Genomic DNA, 17,317 nt, shown 5'->3' on the forward strand with positions numbered 1-17,317 from the left:
GGCTTTGCACAACGCGCGCCGTATTCAGCCTAGCCGTCTTCCGCGATTACGTCGCGCATCCGAGAGGTCGTTAGAATAGATCCACCAGGGCCTTTAGCTCAGCTGGTAGAGCGCCACGTTTACACCGTGGATGTCGTCGGTTCGATCCCGGCAGGGCCCACTGGATGCGGGGCGATACTCTCGCCGACAAGGTATGAAACCGAGGTATTCAGCACCTCCGCGAGCGTGACGATTTCGGCGATCGCCCAACCGCGCTCACCCTTCAGCTTGCGTCCGAGGGAGTCGGACCCGATTCCCATCGCGCGGGCGATCTCGCCCTGCTTGCGCTTGGCATCCCACATGAGCATGTGAGCGCGTCGACCGACCTCTGAGTCGATATCTCGACTCGGCGTGTTCCGCGTCCGTGTTGTCTCCATGTCATCGATTATCCGACAAATCGGACAAACGCGCAACGCAGCGCGTCGATATGTCCAAAGTTGCTTATTTGTCGTGTAGTGTTCCGAAGCATGACGACGAATAAGCAACTCGATGACGAGGTGGCAACCTGGCTGACTCCCGGCGTCGCGGCAGCGGCTCTCGGTGTCGATATCCGCACCGTATCGCGTCTCGCTGACCGTGGCGAGATCCGCGCTATCCGTCCCACTGGTGGTCATCGACGATACGCCGAGCAGGACATAGCGGCGATCATCGCGCGGGAACCGTGGGATGCCTCGTGAGCGACCGGCGATCTCGCACGAGACGTATCTCTACCTCGTCGCGGAGCGTGAGCGTCTGCTTGACGAGGTGCACCGGCTCACGGTCGACCGTGACCACTGGTACATGGCCGCGAACTACACGCCCGACGAGATCGCGGAAATGCGGCGTCGGGCAACCAAAGGACTCGACGAGAACGGGGAATGGCAATGGCCGGACAGCGTGAAGTGAAGCGACCCTCGCACCGCACGGTGTCGATGTGGTCGGACCTGCAAGCAGCACTCGGGAACATCCGCACGGTGGAGTTCGCGCTCGGTCTGCTCCCCGAGAAGCCGCGTGGCCGGGGCATCGACTTCGAAGTCGTTCAGATGCAACTCCAGGACGCGCGAACCGTTCTCGGCAAGCTCGCCCTCGCCCTCTCCGAAGAGGCCGACTCATGATCATCAACGGCGCGATCTTCCTGTTCATCCTCGGCATCTGGGTGTCGTACAAGCTCGCCTGCTGGGCCGGTGAGCCCGTCCGCGAGCGCACCACTAACCACGAGATTCGGAGTCACGATGCCTGAGTATGACGACCCCACGGCCAGGATGAACCCGGACTTCCGATTCTCCGGCGAGTCTGACCCGATCGCCCTCGATCCCGTCTTGCGAGGCGTCGATCTCGCGATGGATCGCCTCGTGCGCTCGGACTGCTTCACTGTCCGGACGCTCCAGGTGCTCGACCTGCTGCGCGCCGAGGTGCTCGGCGTCGGGACGATCGCTGAGGTTCGGGAGCACTACAAGCGCGATCGTTACGACGACTTCTGCCCTACGTGCGATGCACCCGTGCCGATGCACACGCCGACGTGCGCGGTGCCGTTCCGTCCGGATGTCGAGGTTGGGAGTCGTGATGCGTGATGTGCACCTCCGCAGCGTGCGAGTGCCATTGCTACGCCCATCTGCCGACGAGTCACTATGCCCAACTGGGCGAGTGGCTCGTGTGCCCGAACTGTGGCGCGAGCGTCCGGCTGATCAGGACGCAGATGAAAACCGCCGGCGGCGATCTGATCCCGGCAACCCGATACGAGTACGCCGGCATGGACGGTGCACTGTGGTGAACGTCGAGATTGGTGGACACGATGCTTGACCCGAGGCTGTTAGATCCGATGGTCGATGTGGTCATCACGATCCGCGCAACGGTGCCGATCTGGACGCTGGTTCACATGTTCGAGGAAGCGAAGAACAACACGCCTCAGGACGGCATCCTCAACTTCGAGGTGGACGGCTCTGAGAATCGCGAGATTGGTGGTCAGTCGTGAGCGCGTGCTGGTTCGGCATCCATCAGTGGCGGGTGGATCACTACTCGACCATCATCGATAACCGGATGCGGCTGCTCCAGTGCATCGCTTGCGCCCGGTGCGGCCTCGTCCGGTCCAAGGGGCACGTGTGAGTGCTCCGTCCTTCCTCAATCCAAAAACCGAGCGGTTCGATGCAACGCTGCTGGCCGACTACATCGCGCACGAGCCGACGAAGCTCGGCCGCGACTTCTCCGGCAACCTGTACGAGTACAAGGACGGCGTGTACGTACGTGACGCGACGGTCGTCACACGCAGGTGTGCAGGTGCGCTCGGTGCCTCGTACACGAAGAATGTCGAGTCGCAGGCGACCGCGCACCTGCTGAACGTTGATCTTCCCGAGGTCGGTCTACCAGAGCTCCCGCGCGGGTACCTCGACTACATCGTCATGGAGAATGGCGTCTACTGGTGGCGCGAGGATCGGCTCACACCGCATAACGAGATGCTCGGCGCGCTCACCAAGCTGCCGATCGTGCATGACCCGCTCATGATCCCGCACGAGTTCAAGGCGTGGCTGGCGCAGGTGCTGGGCGACGATCCCGAGATGCACCGGCACATGTGGGAGGTGCTCGGCTACCTGCTCATGACCGGCAACCCCCTGCAGAAGATCATCCTGCTCTTCGGAGGCGGTGGCGACGGCAAGGGCACGCTGCTTCGCATGATCCGAGCCATGCTCGGCAAGGTCAACTACTCGTCCGTCTCGATGCATCAGCTCGTCGAGGATAGGTTCGCGTCGTCGGGGCTCTACGGCAAAGTCGCGAACATCTCCGGCGACCTCTCAAGCGCATTCCTCCGTGATCCGCAGATCCTGAAAGAGATAACGGGTGGCGACTCGATCAGCGCCGCGTACAAGCACGGGCAGGCGTTCGAGTTCGTTCCGTACGCGGTGCCGATCTTCGCCGCGAACGACTTCTTCCGAACCTCCGACAACTCGTATGGGTGGCGTCGGCGGTGGATGGTGATCGAGTTCCCGAACAAGGTCGAGCAGGAGGGCGGGCCGCTGTTCGATGAGTCCGTGCTGCACGATGAGATCCCCGGCATCTTCAACTATGCGATGGAAGCTCTGCGTCGGCTTATGGATCGTGGACGGTTCGCTGCACCCGAGGCAGCACAGGATGCCACCACGCGGATGCACGACGAGGCCGACCCGTTCATCACCTGGCTCGACGAGGACGAGGCCGTCACGCGTGGCCCTGACGAGTCCAGTGCGTCTGCGGATGTGTACAAGCGGTACTCCGGATGGTGCCGCCGCAACGGGTACACGCCCCTCGCCTCTGGCCCTCTCGGGCAGCGTCTGAAGCAGCTCGGCATCACCCGCTCCCGACCTCGCGAGGGTGCCTCTCGTGTCGTCCGCTACCAGGGCATCAGCGTCGTGCTGCTGCCCTATGAGGATTGACCGTGGACAGGGCAAGCCGTGACCGGCGCACTCCCCGCACCCCTCGTTACACAGGCGATTCAATGGATATGGCGTGTGGTCAAGGTGTCGGTCAAGGCGCGGTCAAGGCATTGGTCAGCCCTGCAAGCAGGGCGGGGGGCGGGCTGGTCAAGGCGGTCAACCCATTCTCTACTTACTCTCGCGTGAGAAAGAGTAGAGAAAGAAGTAGGGCTACTGCCCTGACCACCCTGTCCACCCTGCCTGAACTCGGTGGTGCCTCATGACTGCGAAGCATCAAGACCCTCGGTTCCTCAAGGCCGCTCGCGTGCTCCGTGCGCAGGTGCGCGCCTCGTGGCGTAACGGTGTCGAGGTGTACTGCTGGCGGCGTGGTCCGAAGTGCATCGGCATCATCGAGCCGGGGGCACCCTTCGACTGTGGACACATCGACCCCGACGATCCGACCCGCCTCGCACCCGAGTGCCGCAGGTGCAACCGCTCCGAAGGCGGCAGACGCGGTGCCGCGATCACCAACGGCCGCGCTGCTCGACCTCGACCGGTGCGACGCACCTCGACCGAAGGGCTCGCACCGTGGTGAGCGCGTCTTTTTTTGAGAATCAGTACTACCCCCGCCTTCGGCTCCAAGAGCAAGAGTTCCCCCTGAAAACGAGGATGAAATGACCCTGACGCCGACGCTCGCCGACCTGTGGTCTGAGGCGAATTGGCTCGAGTGGCGCTCACGGATCGAGCACCTCACGCCGATCAAGATGGGCGATCTCGTGACGACTGAGCAGTCGCGGGGCGAGTTCATCCAGGGCGCGCATCTGCTCCGACTGGATCAGCGGGAGCGGGCGGGAGACAACGGGCGTGGTCCGTCACCGATGCAGCTCATGGTCGCGGACTTGCTCGCCGCCGGTGTCTTCATGAACGTGATCTTCGAACCGCGCCGGTCGACGAAGACGACGGCGGTGCAGGCGGTGATGCTGGGGCGGTGCTGGTCGCGGGAGGACTACACGATCGGGTGGACGATGTTCACCACCGGATTCAAGGCGGGGCAGCGGTTCCGCGAGGACATCGTGAAGCACCTCGACAAGCTCTGGCCGGACCGCCGCAAGTCTCCGATCGCGATCGGTCTATCCAAGGGCGGCGAGCAGCTGGAGTTCAAGGACACGGGGTCTCTGCTGCTGGTCGGCACTCCGAACGGTGACATGTTCCGCTCGGGTGGATTCGACTTCGCGTTCGGGGATGAGGCGGGTGAGGCGAACGTCGAGCAGGGCGAGGACGTGAACCGCGCTGTCATCCCGACGATGGACACGAAGGTGCGTGCACAGTTCGTGCTCGCCGGGACCGGGCAGCTGTGGCGCACCGGACAGTTGCTGTGGGAGAACCTGCATGACGAGGACGCGGCGGTGCTGTGGCACGGCATCCCCGAGACGGTCGACCGTGCCGAGCTGGTCTCGTGGGAACCCGACATGCCTCACCCGAAGACCGGCGCGACCGGTGGCCGGATGCGGGAATGGGTGGAGAAGACGCACCCTGGGCTCGGCTTCACGACGCTCACCGACGCCCCGCAGCGCTCGTTCAACAAGTTCTCACTCGACGAGTTCCTGATCGAGTACGGCGGGCAGTTCGGCACCGAGGGCGCGGCGGATGTCGCGATCCCGCCCGCGCAACTACAGCGTGCACTCCGCAAGCTGGAGTTCCCGGCGTCGCCGCCCGAGCGGTTCGCCGCGGCGCTCAAGGTGCACCACCTCGGGCTGGCGTCATCGCTCGCGATCGCGTGGGAGTACGAAGAACCCGGCGACCTCGTGTCTGACGCGCTCGAGCTCGCGGGGGAGACCACCCCGAAACGCAAGCGGGCGGTCGCGCTGTGGTGGCATCAGCAGGGCACAACGAATTTGGAACGCGAGGTGCTGCTCCGTCTTCGGCGCTCGCCCACGACGCTCTGGTATGACAAGCGCGGGTACACCGAGGAGATCGCCGAGAACAAGATCGCCAAGGCAAACCCGAAGCCGGTGATGCGCTTCACCGTGCCGGCCGATATCCCCGGCTCGACGGTCGGTTTCCTCAAGGCGCTCGAAGACGACGAGCTAGTGATCTTCGCGCACCCCGAGCTCGCGCGCGCGGCGTCGGTCGCGAAGCGGCAGAAGTTCGGCAACTACGGCACGTTCCGGTTCGGTCCACCGGATGCTGATCCCGAGGCCGATGTGTCCCCGCTCGAAGCGGCGGCGCTCGCGCTTCGATTCCTCGACGATGCACCACGCACTGTCAAGCCCGCCGACGTGTTCGACTTCTAGGAGCCCTGATGATCTATCTCGATGTCACTCGCGAGTCCATCGTCGTCGTCTGCCAGTCCTGCGGGATCTGGCACGTCATGGCGTTCACAAGGCTGGAGGCGTGGGAGCGTGCGGCCGACCACGAAGCACGTGCGCACCCGTCCGTGACGCAGGCACGTGACGCGCTCTCAACGCTCCGGAAGCGTACCCGACGCGCCGTCTGATTTTCAGGTGTTGGCAGCCCACCCGATTCTCATCACATGGGCTTGTGGAAATTCCTGACCGGTGGACCGGCTGTCAGCATGACGCCGGTTCTTCCGGTGTCACCGTTCAGCCCGCAGGACTCGTTGCAGGAGATCACCGTCGCGCAGCTGTGGCCCGAGCACGACACGACGAGGACGCTGACCGATCAGACCGCTCTCCGTATCGGACCAGTCAAGCGTTCCTACGAGATCGTGTGCGGTGTGCTCGCCCGGATGCCGTGGCGACAGTTCGACGTGAACGGCGAGACAGCCACGCAGCCGGGATGGTTGGTGAACTCTCAGTCAGGTGTTTCGCCGCGCAGCCTGCGCTACGGCGTCGTCGGCGACCTGTTCATGCACGGCTGGGCGGTCATCGGCTTCGCGCTCGGCGAGGACAAGTACCCCGTCGACGCACTGCACATCCCGTTCGGCTGGTGGAAGATGGACCCCGCGACGGGCGAGATCGATGTGAACCCTGCTGTCGCGGCGCGTTACCGTCAGCGCGTCGTCGCGATCCCGCTCGGATACGGATCGAACGGTCTGATGGTCGACGGCATCGACGCCCTGCGTGATGCGCGCGCTATCGGCTTCGCCTATCGCGACCGGATCGACAACCCGATCGCGCAGACGATCCTCACCGTCAGCTCGGACGAATGGCGTGGATGGTCGAAGGTCGAGCGTGAAGAGTTCCGGCAGATGTGGATCAAGGGCCGCGCATCGTCGAATGGTGCGACGGCGATGAAGCCTGACTTCGTGAGCGTGGACATGCCCGGCGCTCTCCCCGCCGACCTGTTCGAGTCCGGACGAAACGCCAACCGGCTCGACATCGCCAACCACGCGGGCATCCCTGCTGCCCTGCTCGAAGGATCCAAGCAGTCAGGCGGTGGCGATATCCACTACTCGACGGAAGCCAACGGTGAGCAGCGCAACGAATTGTGGGATTTCGGTCTCGCGAAGTTCGCCGATGCGATCGAGGCACGCCTCTCGCTCGACGACGTATGCCCTTCTGGGCTGTCCCTCCGCCTCGACCGTGCGGACTACCTGACCGCGCCGACCCCGACCACACCGACTCTGAGCGAGGACTGACCATGACCGAAGCAGGAATGTTCCAGCGCATCGAGAACACGCGCCGTCTGCGTGGACTTCTCCTTCCGTTCGGGGAGCTCTCCCGACCGAACGCGACCGGCAACGAGCCGATCATGTTCTCCGCCGACTCTGTTGCTCTCCCACGCGATCCATCTGTCGTCACGCTGAACGTCGAGCACGACCGGTTCAACCCGATCGGACGGGCGACGGTGCTCGAGAAGACGGCACGTGGCGTCGAGGCAGAGTTCGAGATCGCGGACACAGACGAGGGCGACGAGTATCTTGCATCCCCGCTCAAGAAGCTGTCTGCCGAAGTGGCCGGAATCGTCCGGCAGGGTGCGAACGCTCTCCGCTCCAAGCTGACCGGCGCGGCCGTCGTCAACGAAGGTGCGTTCGCATCCGCCGCAATGTTCTCGATCGCAGACGGCTCAATCTCCGAGATCGCCGCAGATCAGGACGTAGAGGTCGAGGGCGACCCCGAGCACCTCGTCATCGCCGCCGAGATCCTTCCCGAAGATGTCACCGTGTCCGCCGCTGGCGACACGCGAACCTATACCCCCGAAGCCGCCCCGGCTGAGGACAACACAGAACAGGAGCCGGAGAGCATGAACGCTTCCGCAACCGCACCCGTCGAGCAGCGCGCCGTTCCGGCGACGCTGCTCGCATCCGCACCCGTGGCACCCGCGTCCACCGACGTTGATGTCCGCGCAGTCTTCTCGGCAATGGCCGAGGTGAAGCGCTCCATCAAGGGGCAGGCAGTCGACTCTGAAGAGTTCCTCGCCGCTCTCGCCGACATCGTTCCCACTGGTGCTGGTGCTCTCGCCGCCGACGGCGTGCTGCAGCCCGCATGGGTCGGCAAGCTCTGGCAGGGCAAGCGATACACCCGCAAGTACATCGACCTGGTTACGCACCTCTACGGCGGCATCCAGCTCGGCGGACGCAAGGGCTTCACACTCGACCAGGGAACCGCGCTGGTTCAGCACTGGGCTGGCAACAAGGCCGAGCTTCCCACCGGCACCGCGTCGACCGCCACGCAGGACTCCAGCCTCCGCAAGTACGGGTACGGCGCGGATGTCGCGCTCGAGTGGACGCACCTGGAAGGCGGTGCCGAAGTGCTTCAGACGTTCTTCGAAGGTGTCACCGACTCGTATGGCGAGATCACCGACAAGGACGCACTTGCGGACATCATGACGGTCGCGCTCGCGAACCTCGTCGCACCCGGCACCTACGCTGCCGAGTACCCCACCGCGATGGGAATGCTCATCGACGCGATCGAGGGCGTGCAGGACGCGGACGACGACCCCACCTTCGCACTCGTCAACCCCGTCGCGTGGCGTCAGCTCATCATGACGCCGAAGGATCTCGTCCCCGAGTTCGTGACCTTCGACTTCGCGACCGGCGGCGTTGGCACGGCAGACGGCAAGGTGCACGTGCGCAAGGCACCGGCATCCGCGTTCGTCGGCCTCACTGCCACCGATCCGGCAGTCTCGGCTGGCGCTGCTCGTGGCATGGAGTTCCGCGAGCAGGGCACAACGCCGATCCAGATCGACGCGTACGACATCGCACACGGCGGCATGGACAAGGCCATTATCGGCTACCTGGAGACGTTCGTTGTCCGCCCGGAGTCGTTCATCACAGTCGGCACCGAGGCCTGAGATGCGCGCCGTCAAGATCGAGTACGTCGCCCCGGAAGACTACGACGCGCTGTACCCGCCGCAGGAGCTCACGGTGGTCGGTACTGACCCGGCCGGCGGCGGTTCCACTGTCGCATGGGCCGATGTCACCGGCAAACCGGCGACGTTCGTGCCGACCGTTGGCACGACCGCCACGACCGCCAAGGCCGGGAACTACACGCCGACCTCGGCCGAGGTCGCGACCGCACTGAAAGCGAAGACACAGGTCGCCGCTCTCGCTGCCGTCTCGGCGGCGAACGGTGCCCCGGCTGCTGCTGATCCGGTCACGAAGGCTGAGTACGACGTTCTCGTCACTCTCGCGAACGCCAACAAGGCCGCGATCAACGCGATCATCACCGCACTCAAGGCATAAGGACACGGGAGCGTAGGAAATGGCCACCTGGTACACCACCACCCCTCCGGCTGAGGTTGATCGACTACGCGCAGCGTGGGAGGACGCACCGGTCGAGAACATGGAGGTGCTCGGTTTCATTCTTGAGACCGCGCAGGAACAGGTCATCGCCTACGCTCCCGAACTCGCCGAGGACGCGCCGATCCCGAACCGTTGGGTGTATGCGCAACTCCAGCAGGCCACGAACCTGTGGAACGCCGGCACGGTGACCAGTTCCGGGGATGTCGGCGTGGACCAGTACTCGTACACGCCGCGCCCGCTCGACAAGACCATCAAGGGCATCATCCGCCCGATCGACGGGAAACCTCATGTCCTCTGAGACGGTACGCGAGTTCATCGCCGCGCAGCTCGCCCCGCACCTTCCCGCGACGTGGAAGGTCGAGCCGGGCGTGCCGACGCTGGGCACGCTTTCCAAGCCGGTGCTGTGGATTGAGTACACCGCGTTTGAACCGTTGCCCGCCGCCCCGGTGTCGAAGCTCCAGGTGTCGGCAGACCTCTGCATCGTGACCTCGAAGACGGATCTCCGCAAGGGCGAGACCGAGGCCGACGAGCTTGTTGCCGATCTGTATGCGGCGGTCTGGCAGGCACACCCGTTCTACAGCATCACCGCCACGAAGACCGTGTTCCTCGACGCGTACTTCGGCTGGCGGCTGTCCATCAACGTCATCACCACGAACCCCGAAGAGGAGTAACCATCATGGCCACCATCGATGTCAAGCCGATCGTTCTGCGTAATTGCACGCTGACAGTCGCGACCGACGACTACGCGAAGCACGTCTCCGGCGTCATCATCACCCCGTCCACTGGATCGGTGACGTGGAACGGTCTCACCCCGGATGCCACGTTCAACTTCCCGACCTCGACGACATGGGGCGCGCAGCTCGACTACGCGCAGGACTGGGAGACCGCGAACTCGCTGAGCCGCTACCTGTTCGACCATGAGGGCGAAGAGGTCACGATGACCTTTGAGCCGGTCGCCGGTGGTCTGGGATGGGAGATCGATGTCTTCATCGCCCCCGGTTCGATCGGCGGCCAGGTCAATGGCGTCGCCACCTCTTCGGTGACGCTCGGCGTGCAGGGCAAGCCGCGCCCGATCCCCGCAGTGTAAGGGAGGCGTGGCCATGCGTCTGGACGTTCGCCGCAGCCCCGTGCTGTCGGCGCTCATCAAGACGCTGGCCACGGTCCCGAACGAGGTCGCGAAACAGATCCGTGCACAGTCGAAAGCGGTCATCGTTCCCGAGTTCAAGAAGGGGCTCGCCGAGCAGGCTCCGGCGCGAGTGTTCTTCTCCCGGCTCGTGAACCCCTCGACCGCGTATGTCTCCGATCGGGGCGTGAAGCTCGTCGGCGGATCGAACCGCGCTGGCATGTTCCCGCGTGAGACCGAGTTCGGCGCGTACCGCGAGGAATACAACACGTACACCACCCGGCGCGGGAAGGTCACCCGCCGCACGCAGCGACAGTTCTGGCACTACAAGAAGACCGGCTGGGTGTTTTACCCGACGGTGGTCAACATGATCCCCCGCATCGCGTCGCTGTGGGCTCAGACCGCACTCCGCACCATCCACGAGACCGTAGAGAAGGCCACCAAATGAGCAGCGCTCGCATGGAAGTGGACATGCTACTCAACGCCAAAGGCGTTGCTGAGGGCGCGAACGACGCCAAGAAGTCACTCTCCGATCTTGAGGAAGCTGTCGGCGATGTCGCCGCCGAGTCCGCCCGCTCCGGCGGCAAGGTCGACGACTTCGCCTCAAAGCTCGTCGACGCATCCCGCAAGGCCGGGAAGAGCGACGACGACATCAAAGACGCTCTCCGTCAGATGGGCCTGTCCGCTCGGCAAGCCGAGCGTGCAGTCGAAGACATCGGTGACGAGTTCAAAGAAACCGGACGCGACGGCGAGCGCGCAGCAGACAAACTCGAAGACTCCCTCCGCGACGTGCAGAAGCAGTCGAAGAAGACCGAAGACTCGGTCGACGACATCGGCGGGAAGGGCTTCGGCAAGCTCAAAGAGGGTGCGCAGGAAGTCACCCAGGAGGTCGGCCAGAACCTCGGCGAAGCGGTCTCTTCCATCCGTGGTGACCTCTCCGACCTCGGGCAGGTCGGACAGGACACACTCGGCGGGCTGGCCGCGACTCTCGCAGGCAGTGGCCCTGCTGGCATCGCTGGTGCCGCCGCTCTCGCTGCTGGTGCTGTCGGGCTCGGTCTCGTCACCGCCGAGATCCAAGAGCAGAACGAGCGCGTTCAGAAGCTCAAAGAGTACTTCGCGGAAGCGTGGCAGGCGGCAGTCGAGGGCGGCAAGGAGTACATCGAAACGGCGACTCTCGTCGGCGAGATCAGCGACCTGTACAACAACCCCGAGCGGGAGAAGGAACGCAACCAGATTCGAGAGGATGCGAACAAGCTCGGTCTGGATGCGAACGTTCTTATCCGCGCAGCGGCGGGAGACCAGGAGTCCCTGAATATCGTCAACGCACGATCGAACCAACTCATTGAAGAGCAGAACGAGCTGGTCACTGACTCCGCCGACATCCGCACCAAGGGACGCGGACCGAAGGAAGCCGCCGCCGCGCAAGAGCTCGCCGACCTGGAATCGATCAACGATCGCTGGAAGCAGTACGGCGACATCAGCGCCGAGGCACAAGCGAACGCCGCCGACGCGGCGCGCAACATCTCCGACTTCTATCTCAACATGGCGAGCAGCGCCGATGAAGCCGGTGTGTCGATTGACGCCGTCGGCAACAAGATGATCGAGCTGCCGGACGGCACGACGTTCTTTGTCAGCGCTGAGACCGGCCAAGCGACGACCGACCTCGACACCTTCCAAGGCGACGCTGACGGCGTGATCGACCACCTGAACGGTCGCGACATCGCGCTGTCGGTCTCGACCGGGCAAGCACTCTCCGCCGCTCGCGCAGCGGTCGATGAGATCGCGAATATGACCGCGTACATCAAGGTCCGAGCTGACGTGCAGTCTGCGATAAACACCGTGGCGAACTTGGAGTGGCAATGACGACGATCACGCATAGCACGGGCACGATCACTCCGACTATCGCGGACGGGTACGCGGCGTCTCGCACACCGGGGACGATCATGCATCCGATCCTTGGGCGTGAGAGTGACGATGTGACGTTCCGGCCGGTGGCACTCCGTAAGGGCACGATGTCGTTGGTGTTCGCGGTGGAGGCGGATGCGCACGCCGCCGTCCTGGTGCTCGCGACGCCGCAGGTGCTCACGCTGGACGATCCGGACGTGTCGATCAGTATGCCGTTCGTGATCGCTGACGGTGACATCACGATCTCGCTCAACGACGCCACCCGGAAGGTGTGGATCGTTGAGGCACCGTTTCGTGAGGTGGCGTCGTGACGAACTCCACGCACGTCTACACGGCGATTCTGGCACCGGGTACGCCGCTGTCCTTCGTCTCCGGGTCGATCACATTGGACGCGCGACGCCGTCCGCACGTGTCCGGCTCGCTCACGATCGCACTCCCGGAGCTGGCCGTGTTGGAGGCGCTCGACCCGCGCGTGTCACCCGCACCGCGCATCGTCGTCGAAGTGGATGCGACGTTCCCCTGGGGCGTGCAGTCGCGCACGTTCGATCTTGCGTTGCGTGATCGAACGGTGAACCTGGAAGCCGCGACGGTCGCTCTCGATATCGCGTCGGACGAGGCACTGCTAGCCGACTTCGCCCCACTTGTCGGCGACCCGACACCGCTGGAGCATCAGGACTCGCTCGCTGGTCTCGTCGGTTACGTGCTCGATACGGTGATCCCCGGTGCCGTGCTCGAGCCAGGGACAGATGTGCCGGTGCCCGCACTGGCTGATTCGTCGAACCTGATCCGTAACCCACGCGCGGCGACCGGAACGACGGACTGGCATGGCACCTGGACATCAGGCGGCCTCACGATCTACTCGCAGTTAGCCGGCGGCCCTGCCGGTGCGCCGTCGTACGTGCTCTACAGGTCGGCGGCTGGTGTCTTCACCAACAACGCGGAAATGTTCATCACCGAGGCGGCGGTCTCGATCACGGGCGGAAAGCAATATGTGCTCTCCGTTGACATGCGCGGCGCGGACGGCCGACAGCTGATCCTCGACGCAGTGTGCTTCGACGGCGCGGGCAACATCGTCGGCTTCATCCCCGCCGTGACAACTGCGATGACGGGCGGCTGGCTCCGGGTCGTGACCGAGCCATTCGGTGCCTACCCAAACACGGCCAGCATCCGCGTGCGTGTGCGGGCGGCGCAGCTCGGCGGCTCCGAAGACGTGCACGTGACCGCGTGGCGACTCACCGAGACGACCGGCGACCTCACCGCCGACGGACTGTACTTCGACGGCGACACCCCGGACACGGCACAGTACGAATACACGTGGCAGCAGGCCGCGCACGCGACGATCTCGAACAGGAAGACGCTCATCGACGCGGCATCCCCGGATGCGTTGATCTGGGCCGCCGGACAAGACGCCATGTCGTTCCTCGCGCCACTCGTGCAGGCCGCAGGTCGCAGACTCGTGTGCGATGAACAGCGGGTATGGACACTCCGCGATGAAGGCTATGACGCAGGTGGCGCGCTCGAAGTCCGGCACGCGGTGAACCTCATCAACGGCAGCGAGAAGATCGCGCGCGGTGACGGCGACTGGTTCGACGCCGCCGCCGCCGTATACACGTGGGACGACCGCTCCGGCACACGGCAACAGCAGACCGACACATACGCTCAAGCACCCGACTACACGCTCATGCGTCGCTTCGAATTCGCGACCGCGTACCCCGGCCCCGGTTTCGCTCAATACGCCGTGAGGCGGGCACAGGGACGCGGACGCGAGGTCACCGTGACGACCGTCGCGGACTGGACGGCGAAGGCCGAACAAGGGCTCACAGCGATCCTCGACGGTGCCCCGCCGCAGATCGGACAGACAAGCGTCGTCCGGTTCGACTTCGACCGTGACGAGATGACGATCACGGCACGCACAACAGACACCCCGTTCGGTGCTATCGACCTGCTCACCGGCACCATCGACGACCTCGTCGGCACCATCGACTCACTCTAGAAAGGACACGCTCATGGCTACTGGAGACGACGCACTCGCAGACGGCATGGATCTCGTACCGGGCACCGCGCTCGCGAACACGATCGATACCGAGATCAACAAGACCCGCGACTACATCGTGCAGCGCCTCGCGTCCAAGATCGCCGCGCTCTGGCCTCTCCCGATCAACCGAGGCGGCACCGGCAAGACAACTGTAGCCGAGGCGCGGGCCGCGCTCGGCGTCTGGGCGAACTCCGGCGCGACCGCACCGAACACGACACCCTCACTCGGCTGGAACGGTGCACGCCTGCAGTACGAGATCCCTGGTTACGTCGGCGCCGTGAACCTCGCGAACCTGTCCGATATCAGCGGCGGCTCCTACCTGCCACTCTCCGGCGGCACAGTCACAGGGCACATCTACGTGCCGAACTCGGTCGCAGCGACAGACGGCTATACCGTCGCCTACATCAACAGCGACGGCCGCGTCTCGCGTGGTGCATCGTCTGAGCGGTACAAGAAGTACATCAGCGAGATCGACCCGGCAACGCTCGGCGACATCTGGCCCAACCTCGTGAAGTACCAGATGCGTCAGGGCGACGGCTCGTGGAAATACGGATACATCGCCGAGCGGCTCGCGGAGAACCCCGACCAGCAGCCGTTCGTGATCTACCAGACGGCACCCGTGCTCGACGAGAACGCCGACACCACGACGCGGCCTGCGCTCGACGCGGACGGTAATCCGGTCCCCGAGTCTATTGACTTCATCGCGCTCATCATGGCGCAGAACGCGCAGCTACACACTGAGCTCGTCGCGCTGCGTGCACGAGTCGACGCGCTGGAGGCATCATGAGTGGGCTGATACTCCCTGTCGAGGGATACACGGGCATCTCGTCTTGGCAAGCTCATCAAGAGCGGGGTACACCGTCGAAGGAACCGGGTACCGACTTCTACGTTCCGATTGGGACGCCGATCGTCGCCCCGGCAGACGGGTACATCTACGGCTCCGGGAACAGCATCGCCCCGGACACGGGCCGATGGGTCGGCATCAACTTCGACAACGGCATGTCATTCCGGACGATGCACCACTCACAGAATCTCCTCACCTCCGGCCGCGTTGAACAAGGCCGAGTGTTCGCCCTCTCCGGGGCGTCCGGGTACGGCGAGGAGGACTGGTCGTGGAACGTCGCCGAGACGGGCGGCGCGCACGTCCACGCCACGCTCTGGCCCACTCACGACCACCTGTACGGGTATCGCAAGGGTGGCATTCCGTTCACGATCGATCTCATGCAGCACGCCTCACCCCGCACTATCGACCTGTTAGGAGACCCCATGTCACTCCGCATCATCGACGGACCGTTCTATCGCGCCGCCGGATACCGCGTCATCCACAACGGCCAAGCCGCGACCTCCGTGCCCGCAGGCTGGGTGCAAGACATGATCACGCGCGGTCACATCCCATATGCCGCGTACGACGACGACAACCTTCTGACGACCGAGGTCAACCTCGTCTGGCAGCTCGGCGGTCTCTCCACAGACGCTGCCGCCGCGAAGACTGCCGAGATGATCAAGGCGCTGGGATGAGCGAAGAGACGGACCTCCGAATCATCGTGGCACGCATAGAGGGCATGCTGACCGCGACGCTCGCACGCCATGACCAGCGTCTCGACCAGCACGAGAACACCATCACACAGCACGGCTCACGCCTCGACGACAAGGGCAAGACCCTCGCCCGCCACGACGAGCGCCTCGCCGATCTCGAAGAGGACAACAGCGCACGCTGGGGCCGCGTCACCGGCATATTCGCGCTCATCATCAGCGCCGCTGCCGTCCTCTACAACATGATCCAACCACTCTGAAAGGACATCACCATGACCACTCCACGCACCCGCGCCGAGGCACGCGCGAACGAGACACCGAACCGATGGGTGCCGTCTCCGGCGATCCGCGCATGGGTTTACGGCATCATCGCCGCCGCTGTCCCGCTGCTCGTGCTGCTCGGTGTCTTCACCGTCGATGTGGGCACGCACGTGCTCAACATCGCCGCCGCGCTACTCGCCGTCGGTGGCCTCGCGCTCGCTGGCGTGAACACTCCGAAGTAGCTGCCGGCCTCCGGTAAGGATGATCGCGGGGACGAAACCGAGTCCCGCGATCATCCCGCCGAACGTCATCCATCCTGCCGCCGACACAGTGTCTTCGCTGTAGGTGGCGTTCCCCGCCACGACGAGGGCGATGAAGTAGATGACAGCTCCACCGGCGAAAGTGATCCACGCGCCGATCTCGGCGTTTGTTGGCTTCATGCCGCGATCCTAGCGCCACGCCCGGACTGCCGGGGGATCTCCCGCGCGGGCAACGTGCGGATGCCTTCCTGCTTGCGCCGCGCACTCACGCCAGTGTAGATCTGCGTCGTCGCGAGAGACTCGTGCATCATGAGTTCCTTCACGACACGGATATCCACGCCTTCCTCCACGAGGTCGGTGCCGAACGCGTGCCGCAGCGAGTGCGGGGTCAAATCGGGATCGCGGATCCCGGCGCGCTTCTTCGCACGCGTGATGAGGTTCGTCACGGCCGCACCCCGAATATGTCCAGATGCACCCTTCCGGGCGGGAAACCACCATGTATCCGGCGGCATATGTTTCGCGAGATCCGCGATGACCGGATGCAGCGGCAGGGTGCGCACCTTCCCACCCTTCCCAACCGTGCGAATCGTCATCGCCGTCAGATCGACGTCATGGCCGTGGACGCGGGCGATCGATGAGACCCGGAAACCCTGGTAATACCCGACGAGGATCATCGCGCGGGTGCGCTTGTACGCGCCACTGGTGAGCATCGCATCCACCTGCTCCCGCGTGAACGGACGCGGCTCACCCTTCGGCGCCTCGACGGGCGCGAGCCGCGCAGCGGGATTGTCCGTCCGGATGCCGTCCTCGCAGAGGAACGTAAAGAATGCGATCATCGCGCCACGTTCCGTACGCCGCGAGCCTGCCGCGATGTCAGGACGTCCGATCCGTAGTCGAAGGTCTCCTAGGGTCATCTCCGCGAACGGGGAGCCGACAGCGGTGCTGAGGCCGCTGAGGATGCTCCGGCGATTGCGGATGGTGTTCTCTGAGAGGTTCTTCGCACGCTGGTACGCGGCGAACTGATCGAGCAGGTAAGTATCCATGTCCGATAGTGCCCACGCGCGTCTAGCACGCGCATACGCTGCACCCGTC

Annotated in this window: 27 protein-coding genes and 1 tRNA gene; 25 read left to right on the plus strand and 3 right to left on the minus strand. The window is 64.4% G+C overall.

Features of this window, described 5'->3' with window-relative positions; translation table 11 throughout:
- Positions 1-87 precede the first annotated feature (87 nt).
- Positions 88-160 (plus strand) — tRNA-Val (locus ACTU6V_RS12230).
- Here the strand turns inward: ACTU6V_RS12230 and ACTU6V_RS12235 are convergent.
- Positions 120-416 carry a helix-turn-helix domain-containing protein gene (locus tag ACTU6V_RS12235; RefSeq protein WP_443475734.1) on the minus strand — a complete coding sequence of 99 codons (297 nt, stop codon included), beginning with the start codon at positions 414-416 and terminating at the stop codon, positions 120-122. The genes ACTU6V_RS12230 and ACTU6V_RS12235 overlap by 41 nt on opposite strands.
- 90 nt (positions 417-506) lie before the next feature.
- On the opposite strand from ACTU6V_RS12235, the gene ACTU6V_RS12240 reads away from it, so the two are divergent.
- The 24 genes from ACTU6V_RS12240 to ACTU6V_RS12355 all read left to right on the plus strand — a co-directional run bounded on the left by ACTU6V_RS12240 (position 507) and on the right by ACTU6V_RS12355 (position 16,207).
- On the plus strand, positions 507-716 hold the full coding sequence (locus ACTU6V_RS12240; RefSeq protein ID WP_443475687.1) for a helix-turn-helix domain-containing protein: 210 nt from the start codon (positions 507-509) through the stop codon (positions 714-716).
- The gene (locus ACTU6V_RS12245; protein WP_443475688.1) at positions 706-924 is read left to right on the plus strand and encodes a hypothetical protein; all 219 of its coding nucleotides are present in this window, start codon (positions 706-708) and stop codon (positions 922-924) included. The genes ACTU6V_RS12240 and ACTU6V_RS12245 overlap by 11 nt, the downstream gene beginning before the upstream one ends.
- Positions 897-1,133, plus strand: coding sequence for a hypothetical protein (locus ACTU6V_RS12250; RefSeq protein ID WP_443475689.1), 237 nt, complete (start codon positions 897-899; stop codon positions 1,131-1,133). The genes ACTU6V_RS12245 and ACTU6V_RS12250 overlap by 28 nt, the downstream gene beginning before the upstream one ends.
- Positions 1,130-1,258, plus strand: coding sequence for a hypothetical protein (locus ACTU6V_RS12255; RefSeq protein WP_443475690.1), 129 nt, complete (start codon positions 1,130-1,132; stop codon positions 1,256-1,258). Before ACTU6V_RS12250 ends, ACTU6V_RS12255 begins: the two co-directional genes overlap by 4 nt.
- Positions 1,251-1,589 carry a hypothetical protein gene (locus tag ACTU6V_RS12260; RefSeq protein ID WP_443475691.1) on the plus strand — a complete coding sequence of 113 codons (339 nt, stop codon included), beginning with the start codon at positions 1,251-1,253 and terminating at the stop codon, positions 1,587-1,589. Before ACTU6V_RS12255 ends, ACTU6V_RS12260 begins: the two co-directional genes overlap by 8 nt.
- 248 nt (positions 1,590-1,837) lie before the next feature.
- Positions 1,838-1,990, plus strand: coding sequence for a hypothetical protein (locus tag ACTU6V_RS12265; RefSeq protein WP_443475692.1), 153 nt, complete (start codon positions 1,838-1,840; stop codon positions 1,988-1,990).
- A 127-nt stretch (positions 1,991-2,117) separates the two neighbouring features.
- Complete coding sequence (locus ACTU6V_RS12270; RefSeq protein WP_443475693.1) at positions 2,118-3,422, plus strand: DNA primase family protein; 1,305 nt, start codon at positions 2,118-2,120, stop codon at positions 3,420-3,422.
- 259 nt (positions 3,423-3,681) lie between these two features.
- Positions 3,682-3,996, plus strand: a complete 315-nt coding sequence (locus tag ACTU6V_RS12275; protein ID WP_443475694.1) for a hypothetical protein — start codon at positions 3,682-3,684, stop codon at positions 3,994-3,996.
- A gap of 79 nt (positions 3,997-4,075) precedes the next feature.
- Complete coding sequence (locus ACTU6V_RS12280; RefSeq protein ID WP_443475695.1) at positions 4,076-5,695, plus strand: hypothetical protein; 1,620 nt, start codon at positions 4,076-4,078, stop codon at positions 5,693-5,695.
- Positions 5,696-5,703: 8 nt separating this feature from the next.
- Positions 5,704-5,898, plus strand: coding sequence for a hypothetical protein (locus ACTU6V_RS12285; RefSeq protein WP_443475696.1), 195 nt, complete (start codon positions 5,704-5,706; stop codon positions 5,896-5,898).
- Positions 5,899-5,934: 36 nt separating this feature from the next.
- The gene (locus ACTU6V_RS12290) at positions 5,935-7,002 is read left to right on the plus strand and encodes a hypothetical protein (RefSeq protein WP_443475697.1); all 1,068 of its coding nucleotides are present in this window, start codon (positions 5,935-5,937) and stop codon (positions 7,000-7,002) included.
- Between the two features lie 2 nt (positions 7,003-7,004).
- Positions 7,005-8,657, plus strand: coding sequence for a hypothetical protein (locus ACTU6V_RS12295; RefSeq protein ID WP_443475698.1), 1,653 nt, complete (start codon positions 7,005-7,007; stop codon positions 8,655-8,657).
- A 1-nt stretch (position 8,658) separates the two neighbouring features.
- The gene (locus ACTU6V_RS12300; RefSeq protein ID WP_443475699.1) at positions 8,659-9,048 is read left to right on the plus strand and encodes a hypothetical protein; all 390 of its coding nucleotides are present in this window, start codon (positions 8,659-8,661) and stop codon (positions 9,046-9,048) included.
- Between the two features lie 19 nt (positions 9,049-9,067).
- The gene (locus ACTU6V_RS12305) at positions 9,068-9,406 is read left to right on the plus strand and encodes a hypothetical protein (protein WP_443475700.1); all 339 of its coding nucleotides are present in this window, start codon (positions 9,068-9,070) and stop codon (positions 9,404-9,406) included.
- Positions 9,396-9,779 carry a hypothetical protein gene (locus tag ACTU6V_RS12310; RefSeq protein WP_443475701.1) on the plus strand — a complete coding sequence of 128 codons (384 nt, stop codon included), beginning with the start codon at positions 9,396-9,398 and terminating at the stop codon, positions 9,777-9,779. The genes ACTU6V_RS12305 and ACTU6V_RS12310 overlap by 11 nt, the downstream gene beginning before the upstream one ends.
- Before the next feature lie 5 nt (positions 9,780-9,784).
- A complete protein-coding gene (locus ACTU6V_RS12315) occupies positions 9,785-10,195 on the plus strand; it encodes a hypothetical protein (RefSeq protein WP_443475702.1) in 411 nt (136 codons plus the stop codon).
- Between the two features lie 13 nt (positions 10,196-10,208).
- Positions 10,209-10,679, plus strand: a complete 471-nt coding sequence (locus ACTU6V_RS12320; RefSeq protein ID WP_443475703.1) for a hypothetical protein — start codon at positions 10,209-10,211, stop codon at positions 10,677-10,679.
- Complete coding sequence (locus tag ACTU6V_RS12325; RefSeq protein ID WP_443475704.1) at positions 10,676-12,094, plus strand: hypothetical protein; 1,419 nt, start codon at positions 10,676-10,678, stop codon at positions 12,092-12,094. The genes ACTU6V_RS12320 and ACTU6V_RS12325 overlap by 4 nt, the downstream gene beginning before the upstream one ends.
- Positions 12,091-12,447 carry a hypothetical protein gene (locus ACTU6V_RS12330; protein WP_443475705.1) on the plus strand — a complete coding sequence of 119 codons (357 nt, stop codon included), beginning with the start codon at positions 12,091-12,093 and terminating at the stop codon, positions 12,445-12,447. The genes ACTU6V_RS12325 and ACTU6V_RS12330 overlap by 4 nt, the downstream gene beginning before the upstream one ends.
- Positions 12,444-14,129, plus strand: coding sequence for a hypothetical protein (locus ACTU6V_RS12335; protein WP_443475706.1), 1,686 nt, complete (start codon positions 12,444-12,446; stop codon positions 14,127-14,129). Before ACTU6V_RS12330 ends, ACTU6V_RS12335 begins: the two co-directional genes overlap by 4 nt.
- 13 nt (positions 14,130-14,142) lie before the next feature.
- Positions 14,143-14,958: a hypothetical protein gene (locus tag ACTU6V_RS12340; protein WP_443475707.1), complete on the plus strand. Its 816-nt coding sequence runs from the start codon at positions 14,143-14,145 to the stop codon at positions 14,956-14,958.
- Positions 14,955-15,689 (plus strand): M23 family metallopeptidase, encoded by a 735-nt coding sequence (locus ACTU6V_RS12345; RefSeq protein ID WP_443475708.1) that lies wholly within the window; start codon positions 14,955-14,957, stop codon positions 15,687-15,689. Before ACTU6V_RS12340 ends, ACTU6V_RS12345 begins: the two co-directional genes overlap by 4 nt.
- Positions 15,686-15,964, plus strand: a complete 279-nt coding sequence (locus ACTU6V_RS12350; RefSeq protein WP_443475709.1) for a hypothetical protein — start codon at positions 15,686-15,688, stop codon at positions 15,962-15,964. Before ACTU6V_RS12345 ends, ACTU6V_RS12350 begins: the two co-directional genes overlap by 4 nt.
- A 12-nt stretch (positions 15,965-15,976) precedes the next feature.
- On the plus strand, positions 15,977-16,207 hold the full coding sequence (locus ACTU6V_RS12355) for a hypothetical protein (RefSeq protein WP_443475710.1): 231 nt from the start codon (positions 15,977-15,979) through the stop codon (positions 16,205-16,207).
- On the opposite strand, the gene ACTU6V_RS12360 is transcribed toward ACTU6V_RS12355, so the two are convergent.
- On the minus strand, positions 16,157-16,405 hold the full coding sequence (locus tag ACTU6V_RS12360) for a hypothetical protein (protein ID WP_443475711.1): 249 nt from the start codon (positions 16,403-16,405) through the stop codon (positions 16,157-16,159). The two genes, ACTU6V_RS12355 and ACTU6V_RS12360, sit on opposite strands and share 51 nt — an antisense overlap.
- Positions 16,402-17,268, minus strand: a complete 867-nt coding sequence (locus ACTU6V_RS12365) for a tyrosine-type recombinase/integrase (protein ID WP_443475712.1) — start codon at positions 17,266-17,268, stop codon at positions 16,402-16,404. Before ACTU6V_RS12365 ends, ACTU6V_RS12360 begins: the two co-directional genes overlap by 4 nt.
- Positions 17,269-17,317: the final 49 nt, after the last annotated feature.

Source organism: Microbacterium zouquanmingi, assembly GCF_052266675.1.
GTDB lineage: Bacteria > Actinomycetota > Actinomycetes > Actinomycetales > Microbacteriaceae > Microbacterium.